This window comes from Glutamicibacter nicotianae (genome assembly GCF_002797775.1).
Lineage (GTDB): Bacteria > Actinomycetota > Actinomycetes > Actinomycetales > Micrococcaceae > Glutamicibacter > Glutamicibacter nicotianae.
Genome location: NZ_PGEY01000001.1, coordinates 1,421,642 through 1,442,691, shown reverse-complemented (window position 1 = coordinate 1,442,691; position 21,050 = coordinate 1,421,642). Strand labels below are relative to the sequence as shown.

19 protein-coding genes are annotated in these 21,050 nt (G+C 64.0%); 12 read left to right on the top strand and 7 right to left on the bottom strand.

What is annotated here, in order from left to right; genetic code table 11:
• Nucleotides 1–44: 44 nt before the first annotated feature.
• Nucleotides 45–527, bottom strand: a complete 483-nt coding sequence (locus ATK23_RS06615; protein WP_038991894.1) for a hotdog fold thioesterase — start codon at nucleotides 525–527, stop codon at nucleotides 45–47.
• An 85-nt stretch (nucleotides 528–612) separates the two neighbouring features.
• On the opposite strand from ATK23_RS06615, the gene polA reads away from it, so the two are divergent.
• The 5 genes from polA to ATK23_RS06590 all read left to right on the top strand — a co-directional run bounded on the left by polA (nucleotide 613) and on the right by ATK23_RS06590 (nucleotide 8,846).
• Nucleotides 613–3,225 (top strand): DNA polymerase I, encoded by a 2,613-nt coding sequence (polA, locus tag ATK23_RS06610; RefSeq protein ID WP_066138818.1) that lies wholly within the window; start codon nucleotides 613–615, stop codon nucleotides 3,223–3,225.
• Nucleotides 3,226–3,293: 68 nt separating this feature from the next.
• Nucleotides 3,294–4,202, top strand: coding sequence for a polysaccharide deacetylase family protein (locus ATK23_RS06605; RefSeq protein ID WP_245858321.1), 909 nt, complete (start codon nucleotides 3,294–3,296; stop codon nucleotides 4,200–4,202).
• A gap of 70 nt (nucleotides 4,203–4,272) precedes the next feature.
• Nucleotides 4,273–5,586 (top strand): GNAT family N-acetyltransferase, encoded by a 1,314-nt coding sequence (locus ATK23_RS06600; protein ID WP_066138815.1) that lies wholly within the window; start codon nucleotides 4,273–4,275, stop codon nucleotides 5,584–5,586.
• A gap of 216 nt (nucleotides 5,587–5,802) precedes the next feature.
• Nucleotides 5,803–7,278 carry a 30S ribosomal protein S1 gene (gene rpsA, locus ATK23_RS06595; protein WP_038990737.1) on the top strand — a complete coding sequence of 492 codons (1,476 nt, stop codon included), beginning with the start codon at nucleotides 5,803–5,805 and terminating at the stop codon, nucleotides 7,276–7,278.
• A gap of 257 nt (nucleotides 7,279–7,535) precedes the next feature.
• Nucleotides 7,536–8,846, top strand: a complete 1,311-nt coding sequence (locus ATK23_RS06590; RefSeq protein ID WP_066138812.1) for a hypothetical protein — start codon at nucleotides 7,536–7,538, stop codon at nucleotides 8,844–8,846.
• 28 nt (nucleotides 8,847–8,874) lie between these two features.
• On the opposite strand, the gene ATK23_RS06585 is transcribed toward ATK23_RS06590, so the two are convergent.
• From ATK23_RS06585 to ATK23_RS06570, 4 genes are all read right to left on the bottom strand, one after another.
• Complete coding sequence (locus ATK23_RS06585) at nucleotides 8,875–9,426, bottom strand: HNH endonuclease signature motif containing protein (RefSeq protein ID WP_157066327.1); 552 nt, start codon at nucleotides 9,424–9,426, stop codon at nucleotides 8,875–8,877.
• Between the two features lie 146 nt (nucleotides 9,427–9,572).
• Complete coding sequence (locus ATK23_RS06580) at nucleotides 9,573–10,574, bottom strand: hypothetical protein (RefSeq protein ID WP_066138806.1); 1,002 nt, start codon at nucleotides 10,572–10,574, stop codon at nucleotides 9,573–9,575.
• A gap of 61 nt (nucleotides 10,575–10,635) precedes the next feature.
• Nucleotides 10,636–11,817, bottom strand: a complete 1,182-nt coding sequence (locus ATK23_RS06575) for a class I SAM-dependent methyltransferase (protein WP_245858319.1) — start codon at nucleotides 11,815–11,817, stop codon at nucleotides 10,636–10,638.
• Complete coding sequence (locus ATK23_RS06570) at nucleotides 11,814–12,488, bottom strand: IMPACT family protein (RefSeq protein WP_066138804.1); 675 nt, start codon at nucleotides 12,486–12,488, stop codon at nucleotides 11,814–11,816. Before ATK23_RS06570 ends, ATK23_RS06575 begins: the two co-directional genes overlap by 4 nt.
• A gap of 25 nt (nucleotides 12,489–12,513) precedes the next feature.
• Between ATK23_RS06570 and coaE the strand changes: the two genes are divergently transcribed.
• The 5 genes from coaE to ATK23_RS06545 all read left to right on the top strand — a co-directional run bounded on the left by coaE (nucleotide 12,514) and on the right by ATK23_RS06545 (nucleotide 17,377).
• Nucleotides 12,514–13,110 (top strand): dephospho-CoA kinase, encoded by a 597-nt coding sequence (gene coaE / locus ATK23_RS06565; protein ID WP_083515455.1) that lies wholly within the window; start codon nucleotides 12,514–12,516, stop codon nucleotides 13,108–13,110.
• A 2-nt stretch (nucleotides 13,111–13,112) separates the two neighbouring features.
• Complete coding sequence (locus ATK23_RS06560; protein ID WP_066138801.1) at nucleotides 13,113–13,361, top strand: hypothetical protein; 249 nt, start codon at nucleotides 13,113–13,115, stop codon at nucleotides 13,359–13,361.
• 72 nt (nucleotides 13,362–13,433) lie between these two features.
• Nucleotides 13,434–15,521 (top strand): excinuclease ABC subunit UvrB, encoded by a 2,088-nt coding sequence (gene uvrB, locus ATK23_RS06555; RefSeq protein ID WP_038990744.1) that lies wholly within the window; start codon nucleotides 13,434–13,436, stop codon nucleotides 15,519–15,521.
• Nucleotides 15,522–15,767: 246 nt separating this feature from the next.
• The gene (locus ATK23_RS06550; RefSeq protein ID WP_245858317.1) at nucleotides 15,768–16,799 is read left to right on the top strand and encodes a TerC/Alx family metal homeostasis membrane protein; all 1,032 of its coding nucleotides are present in this window, start codon (nucleotides 15,768–15,770) and stop codon (nucleotides 16,797–16,799) included.
• A gap of 110 nt (nucleotides 16,800–16,909) precedes the next feature.
• On the top strand, nucleotides 16,910–17,377 hold the full coding sequence (locus ATK23_RS06545) for a MarR family winged helix-turn-helix transcriptional regulator (RefSeq protein WP_066138799.1): 468 nt from the start codon (nucleotides 16,910–16,912) through the stop codon (nucleotides 17,375–17,377).
• An 80-nt stretch (nucleotides 17,378–17,457) separates the two neighbouring features.
• On the opposite strand, the gene ATK23_RS06540 is transcribed toward ATK23_RS06545, so the two are convergent.
• Nucleotides 17,458–18,744, bottom strand: coding sequence for an alpha/beta fold hydrolase (locus ATK23_RS06540; RefSeq protein ID WP_066138796.1), 1,287 nt, complete (start codon nucleotides 18,742–18,744; stop codon nucleotides 17,458–17,460).
• Nucleotides 18,744–19,232, bottom strand: a complete 489-nt coding sequence (locus ATK23_RS06535) for a GNAT family N-acetyltransferase (protein ID WP_066138793.1) — start codon at nucleotides 19,230–19,232, stop codon at nucleotides 18,744–18,746. Before ATK23_RS06535 ends, ATK23_RS06540 begins: the two co-directional genes overlap by 1 nt.
• Nucleotides 19,233–19,294: 62 nt before the next feature.
• Here ATK23_RS06535 and ATK23_RS06530 point away from each other — a divergent pair, with 62 nt between their 5' ends.
• Nucleotides 19,295–20,047, top strand: a complete 753-nt coding sequence (locus ATK23_RS06530; protein WP_066138789.1) for a metal-dependent hydrolase — start codon at nucleotides 19,295–19,297, stop codon at nucleotides 20,045–20,047.
• 51 nt (nucleotides 20,048–20,098) lie between these two features.
• Nucleotides 20,099–21,049: a phosphotransferase gene (locus tag ATK23_RS06525; protein WP_083515454.1), complete on the top strand. Its 951-nt coding sequence runs from the start codon at nucleotides 20,099–20,101 to the stop codon at nucleotides 21,047–21,049.
• Nucleotide 21,050: the final 1 nt, after the last annotated feature.

Sequence of the window (21,050 nt, the reverse complement as noted above, 5' to 3'; positions counted from 1 at the left end):
TCCAGGAATGCACGGCTTGCCCGGAGCGCCGCTTGCACGGATTGCTAGTCGACGGGCAGCAGCATGTTGGTGATGCGGGCGGTGGCTACCCGCTGGCCCTGCTCATCGCTGATCACGATCTCATGGCAGGTGCTGCTGCGGCCCAAATGCACCGGCGTGCATACCCCGGTGACAACCCCCGAACGGCCGGCCTTGTGGTGGGTGATGTTCAAATCAACGCCGACCGGGTTAGCACGGCCCGCACCATGCAGCGCGGCCGCCATCGAACCGAGGGTTTCGGCCAGCGCTGCAGACGCGCCGCCATGCAGTATCCCATAGACCTGGGTATTGCCCGCCACCGGCATCGTGGCCGCCACGCGCTGGGTTTCGAACTCGGTGAAGACGATGTCCAATTTCTCCACCAGCTCGCCCACGCCATTTTGCCGCAGGTGGGGCCACATGGTTTCGGGGATGCCATGGCGCGATAGCTGCGCGGCAAACGGATGTGCCGAAGATTGCGTGGTTTGAGAAGTGAAATTGTCGCTCATGGCAACTAGGCTTTCAGGTGTGAGCGAAACAACCAAACCGACTGCTTCGTCGGACAAGAGACTGCTGATCATCGACGGACACTCCATGGCATTCCGCGCGTTCTATGCGCTGCCTGCAGAGAACTTCGCAACAAGCACCGGCCAGCACACCAATGCAGTGCACGGGTTCGTGTCGATGCTGCTGACGATGATCCGCCAGCAAAAGCCCAGCCACGTTGCGGTGGCCTTCGACTTGGACACCCCGACGTTCCGCTCGCTGGAGTACACCGAGTACAAGGGCGGACGCAATAAGACCCCCGAAGAGTTCTACGGGCAGATCGACCTGATCAAAGAGGTCATGAAGGCGATGAACATCCCTTCGATCACCTTGGAAAGCTTCGAGGCCGACGACATCCTGGCCACGCTGGCCACCCAGGGCGAAGAAGCCGGGTTCAACGTGCTGGTGGTTTCCGGCGACCGCGACGCGTTCCAGCTGATCACCGACAAGACTCTGGTGCTGTACCCGAAAAAGGGCATCAGCGATATCCCGCCGATGGATGCCGCCGCGGTGGAAGCCAAGTACTTCGTGCGCCCTGAGCGCTACTCGGATTTGGCCGCGCTAGTGGGCGAAACCGCCGACAACCTGCCAGGCGTGCCGGGCGTGGGACCGAAGACCGCCGCGAAATGGATCAACCTCTACGGGGACCTCGCCGGGATCCTGGAGAACATCGAGAACATCAAGGGCAAGGTCGGCGACTCCCTGCGCGAGCATGTGGACAATGTGACCCGCAACCGCCGGTTGAACCAGCTCAAGCACGACCTGGAACTGCCGGTCACGCTCGATGAGATGGAACTCGAAGCCCCGAACCGCGAAGAGATCGAGAACCTGTTCGACGCGCTGGAATTCAACACCCTGCGCAAGCGGCTGTTCGACCTGTTCGCGGCCCAGGAAGAGGAAGCGGCGCCAGAGGTTGCCGAATTCTCCCGGGTGCTCGACGCCGATGCCGACGCGCTGCGCGGATTCATCGAGGCCGGGAAGGGCGCGGCCATCGCGATCCAGCCCGCCGTGGCTGGCGGCGAAGCCGTGGGCCTGGCCCTGTTCCGCGGCGCCGAAGCGCTCTGGCTGGAACTGGCGAACCTCGATCAGGCCACCGAGGCCGTGCTGGCGCAGTTCCTCGCCGATGAGAACGCCCCGAAGCTCTTCCACGACGCCAAGGCCGCCATGCACCTGCTCATCGAAAGAGGGCTGGAGATCGCCGGCATCAGGGACGACACCCTGATCAGCGCCTACCTGATCCAGCCCGATCGCCGCAGCCATGACCTGGTTGACGTGGTGCAATACCACCTGAAGTACACGGTGCCGGTACACCAGGCCAAGAAGGGTGAACTGGATCTGGGCCTGGCCTCCGAGCTGGCCGAACCGGCCCTGGCCCAGGCGCAGGCCATCCACGACCTCTCCGCCTACCTGGCCTCCAAGCTGGCGGAGAAGCACGCAGACAAGCTGGCCGCCGAGATGGAGCTGCCGCTGATTCCGGTGCTCTTCGAGATGGAACGCGCCGGCGTCGCGGTGGACGTGGACAGGCTCAACGAGCTGCGCGCCCACTTCACCGAACAGGTGGACCAGGCGACCAATGACGCGTTTACCGCGATCGGCCACGAGGTCAACCTCTCCAGCCCGAAGCAGCTGCAGGTGGTCCTGTTCGAGGAACTGGATTTGCCGCGCACCAAGAAAATCAAGACCGGTTTCACCACAGATGCCGAGTCGCTGCAGGATCTGCTGGTCAGGACCGGGCACCCGTTCCTGGTCGCGCTGATGGCCTACCGCGATGCGATCAAGCTGCGCCAGACCGTCGACGGCCTGCTCAAGGCCACCCACGACGATGGCCGGATCCACACCACCTATGCGCAGACCGTGGCCGCGACCGGGCGCCTGTCCAGCCTGAACCCGAACCTGCAGAACATTCCCGTGCGTTCGGAAGAAGGCCGGCGCATCCGCGACGTGTTCGTGGTCGGCGGGGGCTACCAGAGCCTGCTGACCGTGGACTACTCGCAGATCGAAATGCGCATCATGGCCCACCTCTCCGAGGATGCAGGGCTGATCGAGGCCTACCAGAACGGCGAAGACCTGCACCGCTACGTCGGTTCGCGCGTGTTCAACGTCGAGCCGGAAGACGTCACCAGCGAGATGCGCTCCAAGGTGAAGGCGATGAGCTACGGCCTGGCCTACGGGCTGAGCAGCTTCGGGCTCTCAAAGCAGCTGAAAATCGGCGTGGACGAGGCCCGCAAGCTCATGAAGGACTACTTCGACCGCTTTGGCGCCGTGCGCACCTACCTGCGCTCGGTGGTCGACCAGGCCCGCAAGGACGGCTACACCGAAACCATCTTCGGCCGCCGGCGCTACCTGCCGGAGCTGAACAGCTCCGATCGCCGGCTGCGCGATATTGCCGAGCGTGCCGCGCTGAACGCCCCGATCCAGGGATCGGCCGCCGACCTGGTCAAGGTGGCCATGCTGCGCATCGCCGAAGGCCTGGAAGACGGCGGGTACCAGTCCCGGATGCTTTTGCAGGTGCATGACGAACTCATCCTGGAGATCGCCGAGGGCGAGCTGGAACCGGTGCAGGAGCTGGTGACCCGCGAAATGGGACAGGCAGCAGACCTGCTGGTGCCGCTGGATGTCCAGCCGGGCATCGGCCGGACCTGGCACGACGCCGCGCACTAGCGCGCTGCAACCAGCAGGGCAGGGGCACCGCGTCGTGCTCCTGCCCTTTGGCATGACCCAAAGGCTTGATGAAAGAGGCGGACGTGGAGCAGTACTCGCGGCGTTGGGCGCTGAAAACCGGCAGCCTGGGGCTCGGCGCGTTGGCCGCCGGGCTGATCTCCGGTTGCAGCGCAGTTGCCCCCGAACAGCGGTCCGCGGCCCCGGCAGCCTCGGCAACCCCACCGCCTTCCGCCGCGGCTTCGTCCCAGCCAGCGTCCGTCTTTTCTGCGGCATACCCGAGCCGGAACCAGGTGATCGAAAAGTTCAAGGAGGTTCCGGCCGGGCAGTTCGGGCTGGATATCCCGGGCATCGAGCTGGGCTTGCCTAAGGGCAGCGAATTCGCGGCGTTGACCTTCGATGCCTGCGGGGGACCAAACGGCTCCGGCGCGGACGAAACCCTGCTGGATGCCTTGCGCGAGTTGCAGGTGCCGGCAACCTTGTTCGTGAACCGGCGCTGGGCTCGGGCCAATGCGCGGCTGCTGGCCGAACTGGCCAGCGACGAGCTGTTCGAGATCGCCAACCACGGTACCAGCCATGCCCCGCTGGCCACCGGGGGCCAGAGCGCCTACGGCATCATGGGTACTGGATCGATCGCCCAGGCCTACGACGAAGTGATGGGCAACCAGCTGTACCTGACGAAGCGGTTCGGCATCACCGCGCAATTCTTCCGCTCCGGCACCGCCCACATGGACGAAGCCGGCGCGGCGCTCTGCCGCGAACTGGGCGTGCTGCCGATGAACTTCACAGTCAACCTGGACGCCGGGGCGAGCTTCGACGCGACGACCGTCGCCGCGCAGGTTAGCCAGCTGCGCGCCGGGGATGTCGGCATCGGGCACTTCAACCAGCCAGCTTCGGGCACGGCTAAGGGCCTGGCGCTTGGGCTGGTCCAGGCGCTGGATTCAGGCCTGCGATTCGCCAAGCTCTCCGATGCCTGGTGAGGCCTTCCCCTTGCAACAGGCCAGCAGGGGCATAGACTGTGACCAGCCGACTTCCACGCCAAGGAGCACGATGAGACCAGAGCCCCAGCCGCAGCTGGAAACCCGGACCTTCCAGGCCGATGCGCGAAGCGGGGAACTCGACGAAGCGATCAAGCTGTTCCATCGGGCCACGGGGATCGGCTTCTACGAGCAGCTGCCGGAAGAGCCCAACTGGAAGAACTACCTGGACCTGACCTACGCGCAGAAAATGCGCTTCTGCCTCGTGTTCGACCCGCACGCCGAACCGCACTCGCGCCATGCAACCGAACCGGTGCACACCTACGGGGCATTTCCCGGGCTGCTCAATGCCGGAGGCGGCGAACCGGTACCGGCGCACAAGATCACTTCGGTCACCGTGGCCCCGAGCTATCGGCGGCGCGGCGTGCTGGGCAGGCAGATTACTGCCGATCTGGCCTATGCCCAGCAGGAAGGATTCCCGCTGGCCGCGTTGACCGCATCGGAAGCGACGATCTATGGGCGGTACGGTTTCGAACCGGCCACCTTCCAATGCCGTTTCACGCTCAAATGCGCCGGCGGGTTGAAGCTGCGAGTCCAGCTGCCGGGCAAGGTGGTGGACGCCGATCCTGCCCGCCTCGAAGCTGACTACTCCGCGCTGGCCGTCCGCGCGTTCGAGCGGACCTTCGGCTCCGTGGACAGCACCGAGTACGACAATGGCTACGCCCTGGGCCGCTGGGACAACTGGGAGACCTTGGACAAGCCGAAGAACCTGCGCTTTGCCGCCTACTACGACGATGCCGGCCAGCTCGGCGGGTTCGCCACCTACAAGTTCGGCGGCTGGGACGAACCAAAGGCGAAGCTCGTGGTGCACAAGCTGATCGCCACCAGCGATGCCGCCCGGATCAAGCTCTTCGAATATCTGGGCAACCATGATCTGGTGGAGGAAGTGCATGGCCAAGGTCCGGTGGCCGATCCGCTGCGCCAGGTGCTGGACAACGTGCGGGACTACCACGTGCGTTCCATCGACGATTCGCTATGGCTGCGCGTGCTGGATGTTGCCGCCGCTTTCCAGGTTCGCGGTTACCAGCATGATGCCCGGTTGCTGTTGCGCGTGAACGACCGGATGGATTTGATTTCCGGGACCTACCTCTTCGACGTGGCCGATGCCCGCGCCACGGTGACCCGAATCGACGAAGGGCAGTCCGATCCCGACCTGCCGCTGGTCGCGCTCTCTGAAAGGGAGGTGGCTGGCCTCTATCTCGGGACAGTGCAACTTGATCAATTGCTGGATTCCGGCCGTGCAGAACTGGTCGGCGGGGCAGGCGCAGGGAACTGGCGGCGCGCGTTCAGCGTGGCGCGCGAGGGATTCACGCCACACGGTTTTTAGCGGGATGGGGGCGAAAACCGGATATTATGACGAAGTTCACAAAATGCTGACGTGGATGTTAGCGGTTACGCTTTGACCCGCGGTGTGGTAGGCGCGTAGACTTGAACAGCGTGCCATGGCTTTGCCGTGTCCGCAATCAAGTTTTACCCCCTTCGAAATTCCGGGACTTCCGGGGTTTCGACTGATCAAATCTATCCACATCGGAGTCCCTACTACATGACCATCACCTCGAACGAGAACAACAGCGCACCAGTCGTCGCAATCAACGACATTGGATCTGCTGAGGACTTCTTGGCCGCAGTCGACGCCACCATCAAGTACTTCAACGATGGTGACCTCGTCGAAGGCACCGTCGTCAAGGTTGACCACGACGAAGTTCTGCTCGACATCGGTTACAAGACCGAAGGTGTCATCCCTTCCCGCGAGCTTTCCATCAAGCACGACGTCGACCCAGGTGAAGTTGTCACCGTTGGCGACAGCGTCGAAGCCTTGGTCCTGACCAAGGAAGACAAGGAAGGCCGCCTGATCCTGTCCAAGAAGCGTGCACAGTACGAGCGCGCTTGGGGCGACATTGAAAAGATCAAGGAAGAGGACGGCGTCGTTACCGGTACCGTTATCGAGGTTGTCAAGGGTGGCCTCATCCTGGACATCGGCCTGCGTGGCTTCCTGCCAGCATCGCTCGTCGAGATGCGCCGTGTGCGCGACCTGGCTCCATACATCGGCCAGGAAATCGAAGCCAAGATCATCGAGCTGGACAAGAACCGCAACAACGTTGTGCTCTCCCGCCGTGCATGGCTCGAGCAGACCCAGTCCGAGGTCCGCTCGACCTTCCTCAACAAGCTGGAAAAGGGCCAGGTTCGTCCGGGCGTTGTTTCCTCCATCGTCAACTTCGGTGCCTTCGTGGACCTGGGCGGCGTAGACGGCCTGGTACACGTTTCCGAGCTGTCCTGGAAGCACATCGACCACCCATCCGAGGTTGTCGAGGTTGGCCAGGAAGTCACCGTCGAGGTTCTGGAAGTCGATCTGGACCGCGAGCGCGTTTCCCTGTCGCTGAAGGCTACCCAGGAAGATCCATGGCAGACCTTCGCCCGCACCCACGCACTGGGTCAGGTTGTACCGGGCAAGGTTACCAAGCTGGTTCCATTCGGTGCGTTCGTACGCGTCGAAGACGGCATCGAAGGCCTGGTTCACATCTCCGAGCTGGCAGTTCGCCACGTTGAACTGGCCGAGCAGGTTGTCTCCGTGGGCGACGAGCTGTTCGTCAAGGTCATCGACATCGACCTGGAGCGCCGCCGCATCTCGCTGTCGCTCAAGCAGGCTAACGAAGGTGTTGACCCAGAGGGCACCGAGTTCGACCCAGCACTCTACGGCATGGCTGCAGAGTACGACGAGGCCGGCAACTACAAGTACCCAGAGGGCTTCGACCCAGAGTCGAACGAATGGCTCGAGGGCTTCGACGCTCAGCGCGCTGCATGGGAAGCACAGTACGCTGCTGCCCAGGAGCGTTGGGAAGCACACAAGAAGCAGGTTGCTGCCGCAATCGCCGCCGATGCAGAAGCAGAGCCTGCTGCTGCCGGTGGTTCCGAGCCAGCTCCAGCTTCGTACTCCTCGGAGGCACCAGCCACCGATGCAGGCACCCTGGCTTCGGACGAAGCACTGGCTGCACTGCGCGAGAAGCTGACCGGCAACTAATTCCGGCTTCTGCCACGTGCAGAAATCGTGGTTAGCTTTAGCTGATCTACGAAGGTCCAACCCTGCAAGGGTTGGACCTTCGTTCGTTAACCCGTGGATATGTGCGGTTTATCGCTGCGGCAAGTCTTCTTCGTAATTATTTATGCTGACGGTGGCCGGCCAGAAATAGCTCCCGAGGAGCACTGAAATTAATACCTGCTGACGCTAGACTAAAAGTGTACCGATCAAGTGGATTCGCAAACGACAGGTATAAGCACATGGCAACGGCAAGGAATTCGCAGGCAGGCTACGCGGCAGGTACCGTTGCCGGGCGTCAGATCCCGATGCGCCAGGTCAGCCCCGAAGAATGGGCGTCCGTTCCACGCACCATTCCCAATTTCTGGGTGGCGGCAGCCACCTGGCTTCCACTGGTTGCTTTAGTGATCCTCGTCCGTCAAGATCTTCTGCATTCGCCGTACCTCGACCAGGGTTTCTGGCATATCGCGTCCTTTTCGATGATCGCTACCGTCCTCGCCATGATCTTCGGCGGCGGCCGGCAAGCACCGTGGATGGGATTGGGTGTAGCAGCTGGAGTTTATTTGCTGCTGGCCCCTGCCGGGGATCTGCAACGGATGCTGATGCTGTCGATGGCCTATTTCCTTCTGCTCTCCCTGACCGTAGGCATCCTCGATGCCCGGCTCAGACGCCAGCTGAAATCCTGGAAACGTGAAGCAACAGGCGGCATCGAACTGGCCGCGGGTCAGGAACGCGATTTCGGAATCACCAAGCAAATGTCGCCCACGGTCTGGAAACTGGCGTTGGGCGCCCTGGCTTATCCGATTCTCCGGCTGGGCTGGGAACTGATCAGCACAGAAGTGCATTCGTTGCATGACTTGGATGAAGGATACCGGCTTGACGTGTTGGCCGCGGGAATCCTGTTGGGCATCAGCTTGCTGATCAGCGTATTGCGCTGGATGCACCTGCAAGCAATGGGCCTTTTCGCACTCGAAGTGCCAGCGGATCACCGGATCGGCCCAACCTCTTTACGGGCCTGCGGAAACGCGATCCTCATCGACACGGATGAAACCGCGAACTGCCTGTGCCGGAACGACGACAAGAACGGATCCAAGAAGAAATTCGAAGATCCGCGATTCATTTTCTGTTCCGAGGTTTGCCCCGAGCACGGGGTGCATGCGGTCAATCAGCTCTCCCACGAGGAGTTCCTGGGCATTGCGGCCCAGCCCTGGGTCTACGGGGAGAACCTGAATGGGAAACTGCTTGAAGGAACCGGCCAGCGTTTGGTCATCGCGGGATTAAGCGGATGGGGTTCGCGCCCGATTGCCGTGCGGGCATCCTGGCTCTATGGGGGAGGGAAACAGGCGAGCGCCTACTACTCTCCGGAATCCGCACGCGAACCGCTGAACCGCAGCAAACGAAGCCTGGCGGTTAGGACGCCGAATGGCGACTCAGTTCTTGGCGATGACTTCGACAATAACAAGCGGGCCGAGATCGACCGGATCGACCTGCATCCCATAGGTATCAACGCCCATGCAGTGCGCGTGCACGGTGGGCGCCCATTCTTGATCTAACCTGGTATGGATGCCGTAGGGCCGCGAGCTAGACGGCCGCTGCCATGTGGTAGTTGTTGCGTACCGGTTGCTGGGCAGGATCGATGAAGCTGGGCAGGATGACCTTGGGCACCCCGCCATCGGGAATGACCTTGATCAGTCCGGCATGCACGTCATGATGATGCGTGTCGCAGAGCATCGCGCTCCAATAGACCGCGGTGACACCGCCCTCGGACCAGAACCAGATGTGGTGGATGTTGCAGCGCTCGGGATCCATGGTGCACCCGGGCACAATGCAGCCGCGATCGCGCACGGCGATACCCAGCCGCATGTATCCCGGATGCTTGCGTTGGCTGCGGCCGATATCCAGCAGCTCGCCCTTGCCGCCGAGCACCATCGGGATGATGCGTGCCCTGGCGAGGGTCTGGCCCAGGTCGGTAGCGTTGAGCTTGAATCCATGCTGAGTGATGCCGTGGCTTCGTGCCCGGCCTTCCAGCTCATCCAAGGTCAGCATTACCACGATTTTCGGCGTGATGGCGGGGACCTTGACGGAGCCGTCAGCAAGATCTTCGGTGCCCTGCCCGGATTCTCCGTTCTGCACTGCGTGGAGCAGCTCCTGCAAGCGTTTCGAATTGATCTCCAGCAAATTCATCAGGCCGTTGAGGCGGTGTGCCGCGGGAGAAAGTGGCTCAGGGCCAGGTTCTTCGCTGGCCGCGGCTTCTTCATCGGTGACGAAGTCCGGATGGGTTACACTGCCTGGCTGGTAGAAAGTGCCGTCTCCAGTGTCTTGCCTGGATCGTCTTTCAGCGGATCGGTGAAAGCTTGGCGCGCGGCCTGGCCCGGTGCAGAGCGTGGATTGTCGATTTGCGAGATGCCCGACTCGAAGAGCTCCGCACGGGTGGGGCGCAGGGCGAGATCGTAATGAACCAGCCCGTCGCGTTCACCTCGCCGGAACACCCCTTCCAGCGCTTCGGGTCGCTTCTTGCCGAGTCGTTCCTTCTGGGCCTTGAGGAAGTTGCCGACCAAGCGGCGGCGGGTGCCCGGATCAGGCTCATCCAAGTGCTCATCGACGACGGATTCAAGCAGCTCGCCGTCTTCGCTGAGCGCCGAGGCAGTGGCCGGTGCGGCGAATTCGTCCAAAGTGGGTTCCAGCGCGGCCAGGCGCCGGGCCGCGCTGAGCACTTCGGCTCGCGGCTGGTGCGGGTCATTGAAACGCTCGGCCAACAGCGGGAACTGTGCAGGGTGCCTCTGGTGCTGGTAGTCGTATTGCGCGTAGATGTGATGCGCGGCATGGACGCGGCGTTTCGCTTCGAAATGCTCGGTACGCAGCCAGGAAGCCAACAGCGTCGCGGGGCCGGGGGAGCCGGGCCGCGCTCCGGTGCGCGTGGCGGGAATGCTGAAATCGCTGCGGTTCTCGCGGGCAGCGGCCGGCTCTTCCGGGGTGAGGGTGTGGGCGGCGGTGTCCTCGATGAGGTGGGCCGCGTAGATCTGCAGGCGCTGTCCCTGGTGGGTTGCTGCCTCGGCGGCGGTGGCCAAGGCCAGGGCATAGCGCGGGTCGTGCAGGTAGTGCGGCACGGAGCCGGCGGACGGAACATCGGAGGGCTGGGTGGACGAAGTGTCCGGGAGCAGGGTCTGCTGCAGGCGGGGGAGGAACGCGGCCAAGGCCAGTGCGTCGTCGACGCTGAGGGCCGGCGTGTCCTCGATTGCTTGTGCCAGCCCGGCGAGGGCTTGGCTGATTGTTCCGCTCATGGACCCAGCATGCGGCTGGTCGCGCGCGGCGTGCCGGGGCGGGACGCGGGCTGTGGAAAAGCTAGTGCGCGCGGGTGGATGCGGTGACGGTGAAGGTCTTGTCGCGGGCCAGCTGCCTGGTGGGGCCGACCCGGCGAACCAGTTCGCTGCGGTAGCGCAGGTGCGAGTTGAACACGCACAGCAAGGTGCCGCCGGGGGCGAGCACGCGGGCGGCGTCGTCGATCAGCTTGAACGCGATGTCGGCAGTGACGGTGTTGCCGATGTGGAAGGGCGGGTTCAGCGTGATGAGTGTGGCGCTGGCATCGGGCAGGCGGCTCAGGGCATCATCCTGCACGGCGGTGATGCGGCCGGCCAGCTGGTTGCGCTGCGCGGCGGCCAGCGTGGAGGCGACGGCGGAAGCCGAATGGTCCGAGGCGTCCACGCGCAGCTGCGGATTGCGCAGGGCGGCGAAGATGCCGATCGAGCCGTTGCCGCAGGCCAAATCGACGAGCGTGCTGTGTTCGGACAGATCCGGCAGGTTTTCCAACAGCAGCCGGGTGCCCGGGTCCAGCCGCGCGTTGCCGAAGGTCCCGGCACCGGCATGCAGGGTGAAGCTGGTGCCGCGCACCTGGTGGGTGGCGGTGGCCGGGAAGCTGCTGGCGGGCTGCTCGGCGCGCGGGCTGCTGGCGGTGAGCACCCGGGACTTCTGCCGGGCGTGCGAGACGTCCACGCGCTCGAAATGCGCCGCGAGCACCTCGTTCATGGAACGGCTCATGTGCTTGATCCGGCCGCCGGCGAACAGCCGTGCACCGGGGGCGGCCACGGCGGCCACCGCGGCGGCCTGCTCGCCAAGCACGTCCAATCCGCGGGGCAGGGCCAGCAGGACGACGCTGGCCTGTGCAGCGACCTGCTGGAGCGGGAAGAAGTCGAGGCGCTCGGCCGTTTCGGGCATCAGCCGGGCCAGGTTGGCCTCGATGGCGCGACGGGCGGTGAGCGAATCGGTGTGCACGCGCACGCTCGTGCTGCCAAGCGCCAGCGAGCCCAGTGCCAGCGCGCCGTAGTGGTCGCCGATCACCGTGATGGATGCCGGCCAGGAGCCGGTTCCGGACGCGGCGGCGCAGGAGTCAAGGATGAGCCGGTCCGAGGCATCGGCGGCGAAGAGGTTCGGCGCTTCGACATCGGGCCAGCGGCGCAGCGCGGGAAGCAGGACCTGCAGCGCGCTGGCGCCCTCGTCGGCGTCGTGGGAATCAGCGGCAGTGTTCAAATCAGGTCAACCCATTGCGTGTTGGCGGCGGCCAGTTCTCCGGCGCCGGAAGTGAGCGTGGCGATATGGGTGCGCAGCTGGTCGGCGGCTTCCGGGGTGTCCGGGATGCCGACCTGCACGATCGCGGCATCGGCATGCCAGGCGGTCGGCTCGATTTGGTAGCCGGCGGCGCGCAGTTCGTTCTCGTAGCGGGCCGCGTCGGCGTGGGAGGCGGCGAAGGTGTGGATCCGCATGCGCTGGCGCAGGTGCAGCTGCGCCTGGTCCAGTGCGGAGGACACCGCCTCGGAGTAGGCGCGGACCAGCCCGCCGGCGCCGAGCTTGATCCCGCCGAAGTAGCGGACCACCACGGCCAGCACGTCCGAGAGCACGCTGCCGTCGGCGATTTCGCGCTTGGCCAGGGCGTCGAGCATCGGAATGCCGGCGGTTCCCGAGGGCTCGCCGTCGTCGTTGGAGCGCTGCGCCATCCGATCGGGGCCCAGGATGAACGCGCTGCAGTGGTGGCGGGCATCGAAGTGGCTCTTGCGCAGTGCGGCAATATGCTCGCGGGCGGCCGCCTCGGTCTCGACCCGGTAGAGGTAGGTGATGAAGCGCGAACGCTTGATTTCCAGCTCGTGCACGCAATCGCTGGTCAAAGTCGTGTACCGGGTCGCGGCCGAGTCGTTGGTGTTCATCCCCCTTAGTTTATAGGGTGGAAGCATGAAGCATGTGGGACTGACCGGGGGAGTGGCCTCCGGAAAATCGGCGGTCGCGGCCAAACTGGCATCATTGGGCGCCGTCGTCATCGATGCCGACGCATTAGCCCGCCAGGTCGTGGAACCCGGCACGCCCGGGCTGGCTGCGATCAAGGACACCTTCGGCGAGGGGATTCTGCTGCCCGATGGGTCGTTGGACCGGCCCGCCTTAGGCGCGATCGTATTCTCCGATGCGGCGCAGCGGGCCAAGCTCAACGAGATCGTGCACCCGCTGGTGCGCGAGCAGGCAGAGGCCCTGCGCGAGGCCGCGGCACCCGGTGCGCTGGTGGTGGAGGACATCCCGCTGCTGGTCGAGTCCGGGCAGGCGGACCGCTTCGATGCCGTGATCGTCGTCCAGGCCCCGCATGATGAACGCATCCGCCGCATGGTCCAGGACCGCGGCTGGAGCCGCGACGACGCCGAAGCCCGGATGGCCGCCCAGGCCACGGACGAGCAGCGGGCGGCAGTGGCCGACTACCTGCTGGATAATTCCGGCAGCCTGGAAGAACTCGAGGCCCAGGTCGCCTCCCTCTACCGCCAATTGGCCCCAGCACAGGAGTAGCAATGTACAAGATCTGCAAGTGGACCACCCTGCTCGCCTTTGCCGCAGCACTGGTGCTGTGGCTGGGATTCGGCGGCCGCGAGGAATTCGTCGCCAGCGAATCCGGACCGTATTCGCCGGTGGTCTACATTTCCGGCTGGCTGGGCCTGATCGGCCTGGCCGCCGCGACCGTCATGACCGTCGGCTTCTTCGGCAGCAGCATCCAGCGCACCGTCAAGCGCAATGCGATCCGTTACGGGATGCGCAAGTAGCACCCGGGCATTAAGCTGAAAGCTGGCTCGGGCGAGCGGCCATCGGCAGGTGCAAGTGGATATGCTGGAAGCATGAGTCTTGCACAGCCCATCAAGCGCGTGGTCGCCCCCTTCGAAGTCATCAGCGAGTACGAGCCTGCCGGCGACCAGCCGCAGGCCATCAAGGAGCTGACCGAGCGGATCAACGCCGGCGAGAAGGACATCGTGCTGCTCGGCGCCACCGGCACCGGCAAGTCCGCGACCACCGCCTGGCTGGTCGAGCAGGTGCAGCGCCCCACCCTGGTGCTGGTGCAGAACAAGACCCTGGCCGCCCAGTTGGCCAACGAATTCCGCGAGCTGCTGCCGAACAATGCGGTGGAGTACTTCGTCTCCTACTACGACTACTACCAGCCCGAGGCCTACGTCCCGCAAACCGATACCTTCATCGAGAAGGACTCCTCGATCAACGAGGAGGTCGAACGGCTGCGCCACTCGGCCACCAACTCGCTGCTCACCCGCCGTGACACGATCGTCGTCGCCACCGTCTCCTGCATCTATGGCCTGGGCACCCCCGAGGAATACGTGGCCGGAATGGTCACCGTGCGCCAGGGCGAGGAACTGGACCGCGACGCGATGCTGCGCCAGTTCGTCGCCATGCAGTACACCCGCAACGACATGGACTTCCACCGCGGCACCTTCCGGGTGCGCGGCGACACCGTGGAGATCATCCCGATGTACGAGGAGCAGGCGGTGCGCATCGAGTTCTTCGGCGACGAGGTGGAGGCCATCTACACGCTGCACCCGGTCACCGGCGAGGTAATCCGCGAGGAAACCGAGATGTACATCTTCCCAGCCAGCCACTACGTGGCCGGCGCCGAGCGGATGGGCAAGGCCATCAAGTCCATCGAGGACGAGCTGGCGGTGCGGCTGAAGGAGCTGGAGTCGCAGAACAAGCTGGTCGAGGCCCAGCGGCTGCGCATGCGCACCACCTATGACCTGGAAATGATGGAGCAGATGGGATTCTGCAACGGCATCGAGAACTACTCGCGGCATATTGACGGCCGAGAGGCAGGTTCCGCACCGCACTGCCTGCTGGACTACTTCCCGGACGACTTCCTGCTGGTCATCGACGAGTCGCATGTGACCGTACCGCAGATCGGCGCCATGTACGAGGGCGACATGTCGCGCAAACGCACCCTGGTGGAGCACGGCTTCCGCCTGCCATCTGCGATGGACAACCGCCCGCTGAAGTGGGACGAGTTCCTGGAGCGCATCGGGCAGACGGTGTACCTCTCGGCCACCCCGGGCAAGTACGAGCTGGGCAAGTCCGACGGCTTTGTCGAGCAGATCATCCGCCCGACCGGCCTAGTCGACCCGGAGATCATCGTCAAGCCGACCAAGGGGCAGATCGACGACCTGCTCGACGAGATCCGCACCCGGGTGGACCGCGACGAGCGCGTGCTGGTCACCACACTGACCAAGCGCATGGCCGAGGATCTGACCGATTACCTGACCGAGCACCAGGTCCGGGTGCAGTACTTGCACTCGGACGTGGACACCATCCGTCGCGTGGAGCTGCTGCGCGAGCTGCGCATGGGCTCCTTCGACGTGCTGGTCGGCATCAACCTGCTGCGCGAGGGCCTGGACTTGCCCGAGGTGTCGCTGGTGGCGATCCTGGATGCCGACAAGCAGGGCTTCTTGCGCTCGGCCACTTCGCTGATCCAGACCATCGGCCGTGCCGCGCGCAACGTGTCCGGCCAGGTCATCATGTATGCGGACAAGATCACCGATGCGATGGACCAGGCAATCGAGGAGACCAACCGCCGCCGGGCGATCCAGGAAGCGCACAACAAGGAGCACGGGATCGACCCGATGCCGCTGCGCAAGAAGATCGCCGACATCACCGACCAGCTGGCGCGCGAAGATGCCGATACCCAGGAGCTGCTGAACAACAACCGCTTGGCGAAGAATGCCAAGCGCAGCAAGGCCTCCCCGGCGGTGCGCAAGGATGGACTGGCCGCGGCTCCGGCCGAGGACCTGCTGGGCCAGATCGAGGAAATGACCGAGCAGATGCACGCAGCGGCCGCCGAACTGCAGTTCGAGCTCGCTGCCCGCATTCGCGACGAAGTGTCCGAGCTGAAGAAGGAACTGCGCCAGATGCAGGCCGCCGGCCACGCGTAACCAGGGTGCTGTTCAGCGCAGTGTGGCGACATCCACTGACCCTGTGCGGTTCCTGTGCGCTACACTTGATCACTGGACGTAGGGGAGTATCCCAATGCTGTGAACGTCAACACGCGGACCAATGATGTTCCGCCGGGCGCAGCAGCCGACCAGCACTACGGGTGCCACGAGATTTCGGGCACCGTGCAGGCGGCGGAGAGACTTGCGGCGATTTTGACATACCCTCCAACGAAAGGTCGCTCGTCCGTGGGCACTTCTGGAATTAGCCTTCAATTCGAGATCATCGCACTGGTAGTCCTGTGCGTGATCTTGGCCGCTGACTTACTGTACGTAACGAAGCGTCCGCACATTCCTTCCATGAAGGAAGCTGGCATCTTCGTCAGCATCTACATCGGCTTGGCTATCGCCTTCGGCGGCTTGATCTGGTGGCAGGCCGGCCCGCAGCTCGGCCAGGAATTCTACGCCGGCTGGATCACCGAGTACGCGTTGTCGGTGGACAACCTGTTCGTCTTCATCATCATCATGGCCCGCTTCTCGGTACCGCGAAAGTACCAGCAGGAAGTGCTGATGTTCGGCATCATCATCGCGCTGATCCTGCGCGCGATCTTCATCGTGCTCGGTGCCGCAATCATCGAGCAGTGGTCGTGGGTCTTCTACATCTTCGGCGCCTTCCTGCTGTGGACCGCATGGAACCAGCTCAAGGACGAGGACGAGGACGAGGAAAGCGGCCTGGTCAGCAAGCTGACCAGCAAGCTGCCGATCTCCAAGGACTTCGATGGCGCCAAGCTGCGCACCGTGGTCGACGGCAAGAAGCTGTTCACCCCGATGGTGCTGGTCTTCGTGACCATCGGCATGACCGACCTGCTGTTCGCCTTCGACTCGATTCCGGCGATCTTCGGCCTGACCAAGTCCGCGTTCATCGTCTTCACCGCGAACATCTTCGCGCTGATGGGCCTGCGCCAGCTGTACTTCCTGCTCGGCGGGCTGATGAACCGCCTGGTCTTCCTGAAGCACGCACTGAGCTTCATCCTGGCCTTCATCGGCGTGAAGCTGGTCTTCCACGCCCTGCACGAGAACCAGGTTCCGTTCATCAACGGCGGCGAACCGCTTCACTACGCGTGGCTGGACATCTCAGTTGGCCTCTCGCTGCTGGTGATCCTCGGCGCGATCGTCATCGCCACCGTGCTCTCGCTGTGGAGCCCGTGGGGCAAGCGCGCAGCCGCGAACGCCGAGGCCACCGCAGTGGCCGACGCCGCTGAGCACGCGAAGCACGACTAACCCCGTGTAGCGCGAATAACAGCCCGCCGGGACCGGTTCATTTGAACTGGTCCCGGCGGGTTTTGCGTACCCGGATAGTGTGCCTATGCAGTTCTGCTAAGGTGATTCCCATGAGCGATCCATCAACAGAAGCCAGCGATATTGCCACCGGCGTGGCACTCGCCTCGGGCACCATGTCGCGGCTGCTTGGACGCGCGGCAGGGCAGGGCCGATCGGTCACCGCGTGGCGGGTGCTTTCCACCTTGGACCGCTTGGGTCCGCAACGCGTGGGAGACCTTGCTGTTGAGCAGCGTGTTGCGCAGCCGACCATGACCGGCCTGGTCATCCGCATGGAGAATGACGGGTTGGTGCAGCGCCAGCCGGACCCGAAGGACGGCCGTGCCAGCCTGGTCAGCCTGACTGGCGAGGGCAAGGAAGCGATCGTAGCCTACCGGCAGCGCGCGATCGCTTCGCTGGCAGGCGGCATCGATTCCTTCAGCGCCGAGGAGCGGCAGGTTATGGCGCAGGCGGTGCCGCTGCTGCAACGGCTCAATGGCCAGGTCGCCGCGCAGCTGGACACCCACGGACAGCAGGCTTAATCGGCAACGCGCTTGAATCCTCGGCGGGATTCAAGCGCGTTGCCTGATTGCCATCTCAGCTGACGGATCGGCTCCCTTGTCTAGTCTTCGTTGGACGCGGCCTGGGGATCCTCGCCGTTGGCCATGGCCAGCAGGCGGCGGAAGATCGCCGGGCCGTCATCGCCGATGCCGTCATGGTGGTAGTCCTCGGTCACCCACACCTGCAATCCTGCCACCTGCGAGGCCGTGCGCAGCGATAGCTCACGGTCCACATAGACATCGTCGTGGTAGACCGCCGCGGCCACCGGCACCTTGTTTTTGGCCAGCACGTCCAGGTCGTATAACGGGCCGAAGCCCTCGTGCTCGGCCAGGATGCGGGCCACATCCTCCAAGGGGCGCAAGGCCGGATCCTCGGAGAAATGCCAGCCGTAGATCATCTCGCCGGTCAGCAACGGGGTCGCCGCGTGGTGTGTGAAATCCGGGAACTCCGGCAAGACCTGTTCCGCGGCGAAATTGGTCGCCTCGCCTTGCGCGTAGATGGTTTCGTGCATCAGCGCATAGAGCGGGTTCGATGCGAACGAGGACTGCGCGTTCAGCGCTTCGAGGAAGGCGTCCGAGAGGCGTTCGCCGCCCGGGGTATCGCTGAAGGCCTCCTCGAAGATGTGGTGCAGCAGGTGCACCCGGGTGTTGCCGCCCAGGTACATGCCCAGCATCTGCACCAGCGGGACGGTGACGCGCTGGCCGTTGGGCAGGCGCTCATCGTCATTGGCGCGCACATGCTCGTAGATCCTGTGCAGCGTCTCATAGTCCTCGGGATACCAGGAGAAGTACTCGCGGTTGCGTTCGGCCATGCGCTGGTAGGTGGCACGGTAGACGGTCTTCGCATCGGCATCCAGCGGGGCCAGCCCGCCGGTGACCAGGCAGCGGGTGAGCGACTGCGGGAAGAGCGAGAGATAGGTCAGGGTGCAGAACCCGCCGTAGCTTTGGCCCAGGGTGCTCCATTGCGCGATGCCCAGGTGCTCGCGCAGCGCCTCGGCATCGCGCACGATCGAATCGGCCCGGAAATGCGTCAGGTAGCGTGCCTGGGCCGCCGAGTCCCCGCGCAACGGAAGGGTCTTGCGGTTGGCCGGGGTGGACAGCCCGGTGCCGCGCTGGTCCAGCAGCAGCACGCGGAAGTGCTTGGTGGCTTCGGCCAGCCACCCGGAGAGGGAACCGGGGCGCGGGGACTTGCCGCCTGGCCCGCCCTGCAGGAACAGCAGCCAGGGCTTTGATGAGTCGGTGCTGATCTCGCGGGCGAAGATCGAGATCTTCTCGCCCTGCGGGTCTGCATGGTCCAGCGGGACCACGATGCGATGGTCGGTGACGTCCATGCCGCGGTAATGCCGCATTAGTTTGCTCCTCGGGTGCCAAGTGCGTGCAGTGCTTCGCCGTCCAGGCGGCGTGTGGTCCAGCCGTCCATGGAACCGGCGCCGATCGCGTCGTAGAACTTGATCGCCGGTTCATTCCAATCCAGCACCGACCATTCCAGGCGCTTGTAGCCGCGCTGGACGCAGATCTGCGCCAGGGTGCGCAGCAACGCGGTTCCGGTGCCCGAACCGCGTCGCGCTTCGCGCACGTAGAGGTCTTCCAGGTGGATGCCGTGCTGGCCTTCCCAGGTGGAGTAGGTCAGGAACCACAGGGCCATGCCCTTCAGCTCGCCGGATTCATCCTCGGCCACGTGGGCGAAAACCTGGGGATTGGGGCCGAAGAGGTGCTCTTGCAGATCAGCTACGGTGTTGTGCACCGCATCTGGTTCCTTTTCGTAGTCGGCCAATTCCTGGATCATCTCCAAGATCTGCGGGCAGTCGCCCGGAACAGCTTCACGCACAATACTCATGTGTTCCAGCTTACCTCCGTCGCACCGCTAAATCGTCGGTGACCAGACCTAAGGTTGAATGCATGATGGGTGGACACCACGCGGTGAGCGGCGCAGCCGCATGGTTGGCAATAACGACTCCGGTCACCGTGGGATCGGTGAACCTGGGGCTGGGCACCTTCCAAATGGACCGCTGGGAAACCCTGGCCGGAGCGATCGTGTGCGCAGGTGCCGCCCTGCTGCCCGACGCCGATCACCATTCGGCCACGATCGCCCGTTCACTGCCGCCAATTTCCAGCATCTTCACCCGGATTATCGGTTCTGCTTCCGGCGGGCACCGCAATGGCACCCATTCGCTGATCGGTATCGCCTTCTTCATCTTCCTGGCCTGGCTGGCCAACGGCTGGGATGTGCGAACCGCGGCCCTGGGGACGGTTTATCCGGCGGCGGCGCTGTTCGCGATCCTGCTGATCTCCTTCGCGGTGAAGACCATGAAGTTCATGCCGCCGCTCTTGTGCTGGATTATCGCCCTGGCCGCCGGCACCTTCGTGGGGATGAACACTCCGGCGGAGAACCAGTGGTTCCTGCTGGCGGTGGCCATCGGCGTGATCGCGCACGTGGTGGGGGACATGCTGACCATCGGAGGCTGCAATCTGCTGTGGCCGATCAAGATCGGCTCCCCGCGCTGGTTCCGCCGGATGCCGGTCATCGGCGGTTGCTGGAAGTCCAACGGCCGGGTGGCGCTGCCGATCCTGGCCGAGACCGGCTCCACCTCCGAATGGCTGCTGGCCACGGGACTGACCACCTATGTGGGCATCGCGCTGATCGTCGCCTAGCTGCCCGCAGGCACGCCAGAACATTTTTGGGAGATGGCCTAAGGCCATGGCATGATCCAAACCATGGTGATCCACTACACCCAGCGCATCAGCTGGCCAGATCTTCCTGCCGAACTGCGCGAACTGATTGAATCGCACCTGGGATCGCAAGTCATCACGGCGCATAGCCAATACGGCGGGTTCTCTGCGGGCAGCGCCGACCGGCTGCTCACCGCCGCAGGGCAGAAGGTGTTCGCCAAAGCTGTCAGCCACGGGCTGAATGGCCCGGGCGCCGCCCTGCATGCGCGAGAGGCGGAGATCGCAGCGATGCTCCCGGCTTCGATGCCGGTTCCGAAATTCCTGGGACGGATTCGCTGGGATGACTGGGAGGCGTTGATTTTCGACCAAGCGCCAGGGGTTAACCCGCAGCTTCCCTGGGGTGCCGACGAGCGTATCCGGGTGCTGGACACGCTCGCGCAGCTGGCGGATCAGCAGCCAGCTGGAATCACCAACTTGCTTCCTGCCCTCGAAGTAGATCTGCGCGAGGACGCCAGCGGTTTTGCTCGGATCATGGCTGATGAATGGATTCCTGCAGACCCTTGGTTGGCGCAAAACCTGGAAGCACTCCATGAACTGGCCATCGAAGGAATTGGGGCGCTGGCCGGAAACCAGCTGGTGCACACTGATCTGCGCTCGGACAACATCTTGCTGGGCGAAGATGGGGGCGTGCTTCTGGTCGACTGGCCGTGGGCTTCGCGTGGAGCCGCGTGGTATGACGCGTTGACGGTGCTGGTTGAGGCCAGGATTTTCGATCCGGCACTGGATGCGGACGCCATTGCATCATCCCACCGGATTTTCGCCTCGGCGAGCTCCAATGCTCTGACTGGAGTGCTGGCTGGTTTGGCTGCCTACTATGTTGATGCCGCGCGCAGGCCAGAAGTTCCGGGGCTGCCCACCCTGCGCAGCTATCACGCCAAGCAGGCAACGGCCTGCGTAGCCTGGCTCAAAGCCCGATTGGGGTAAT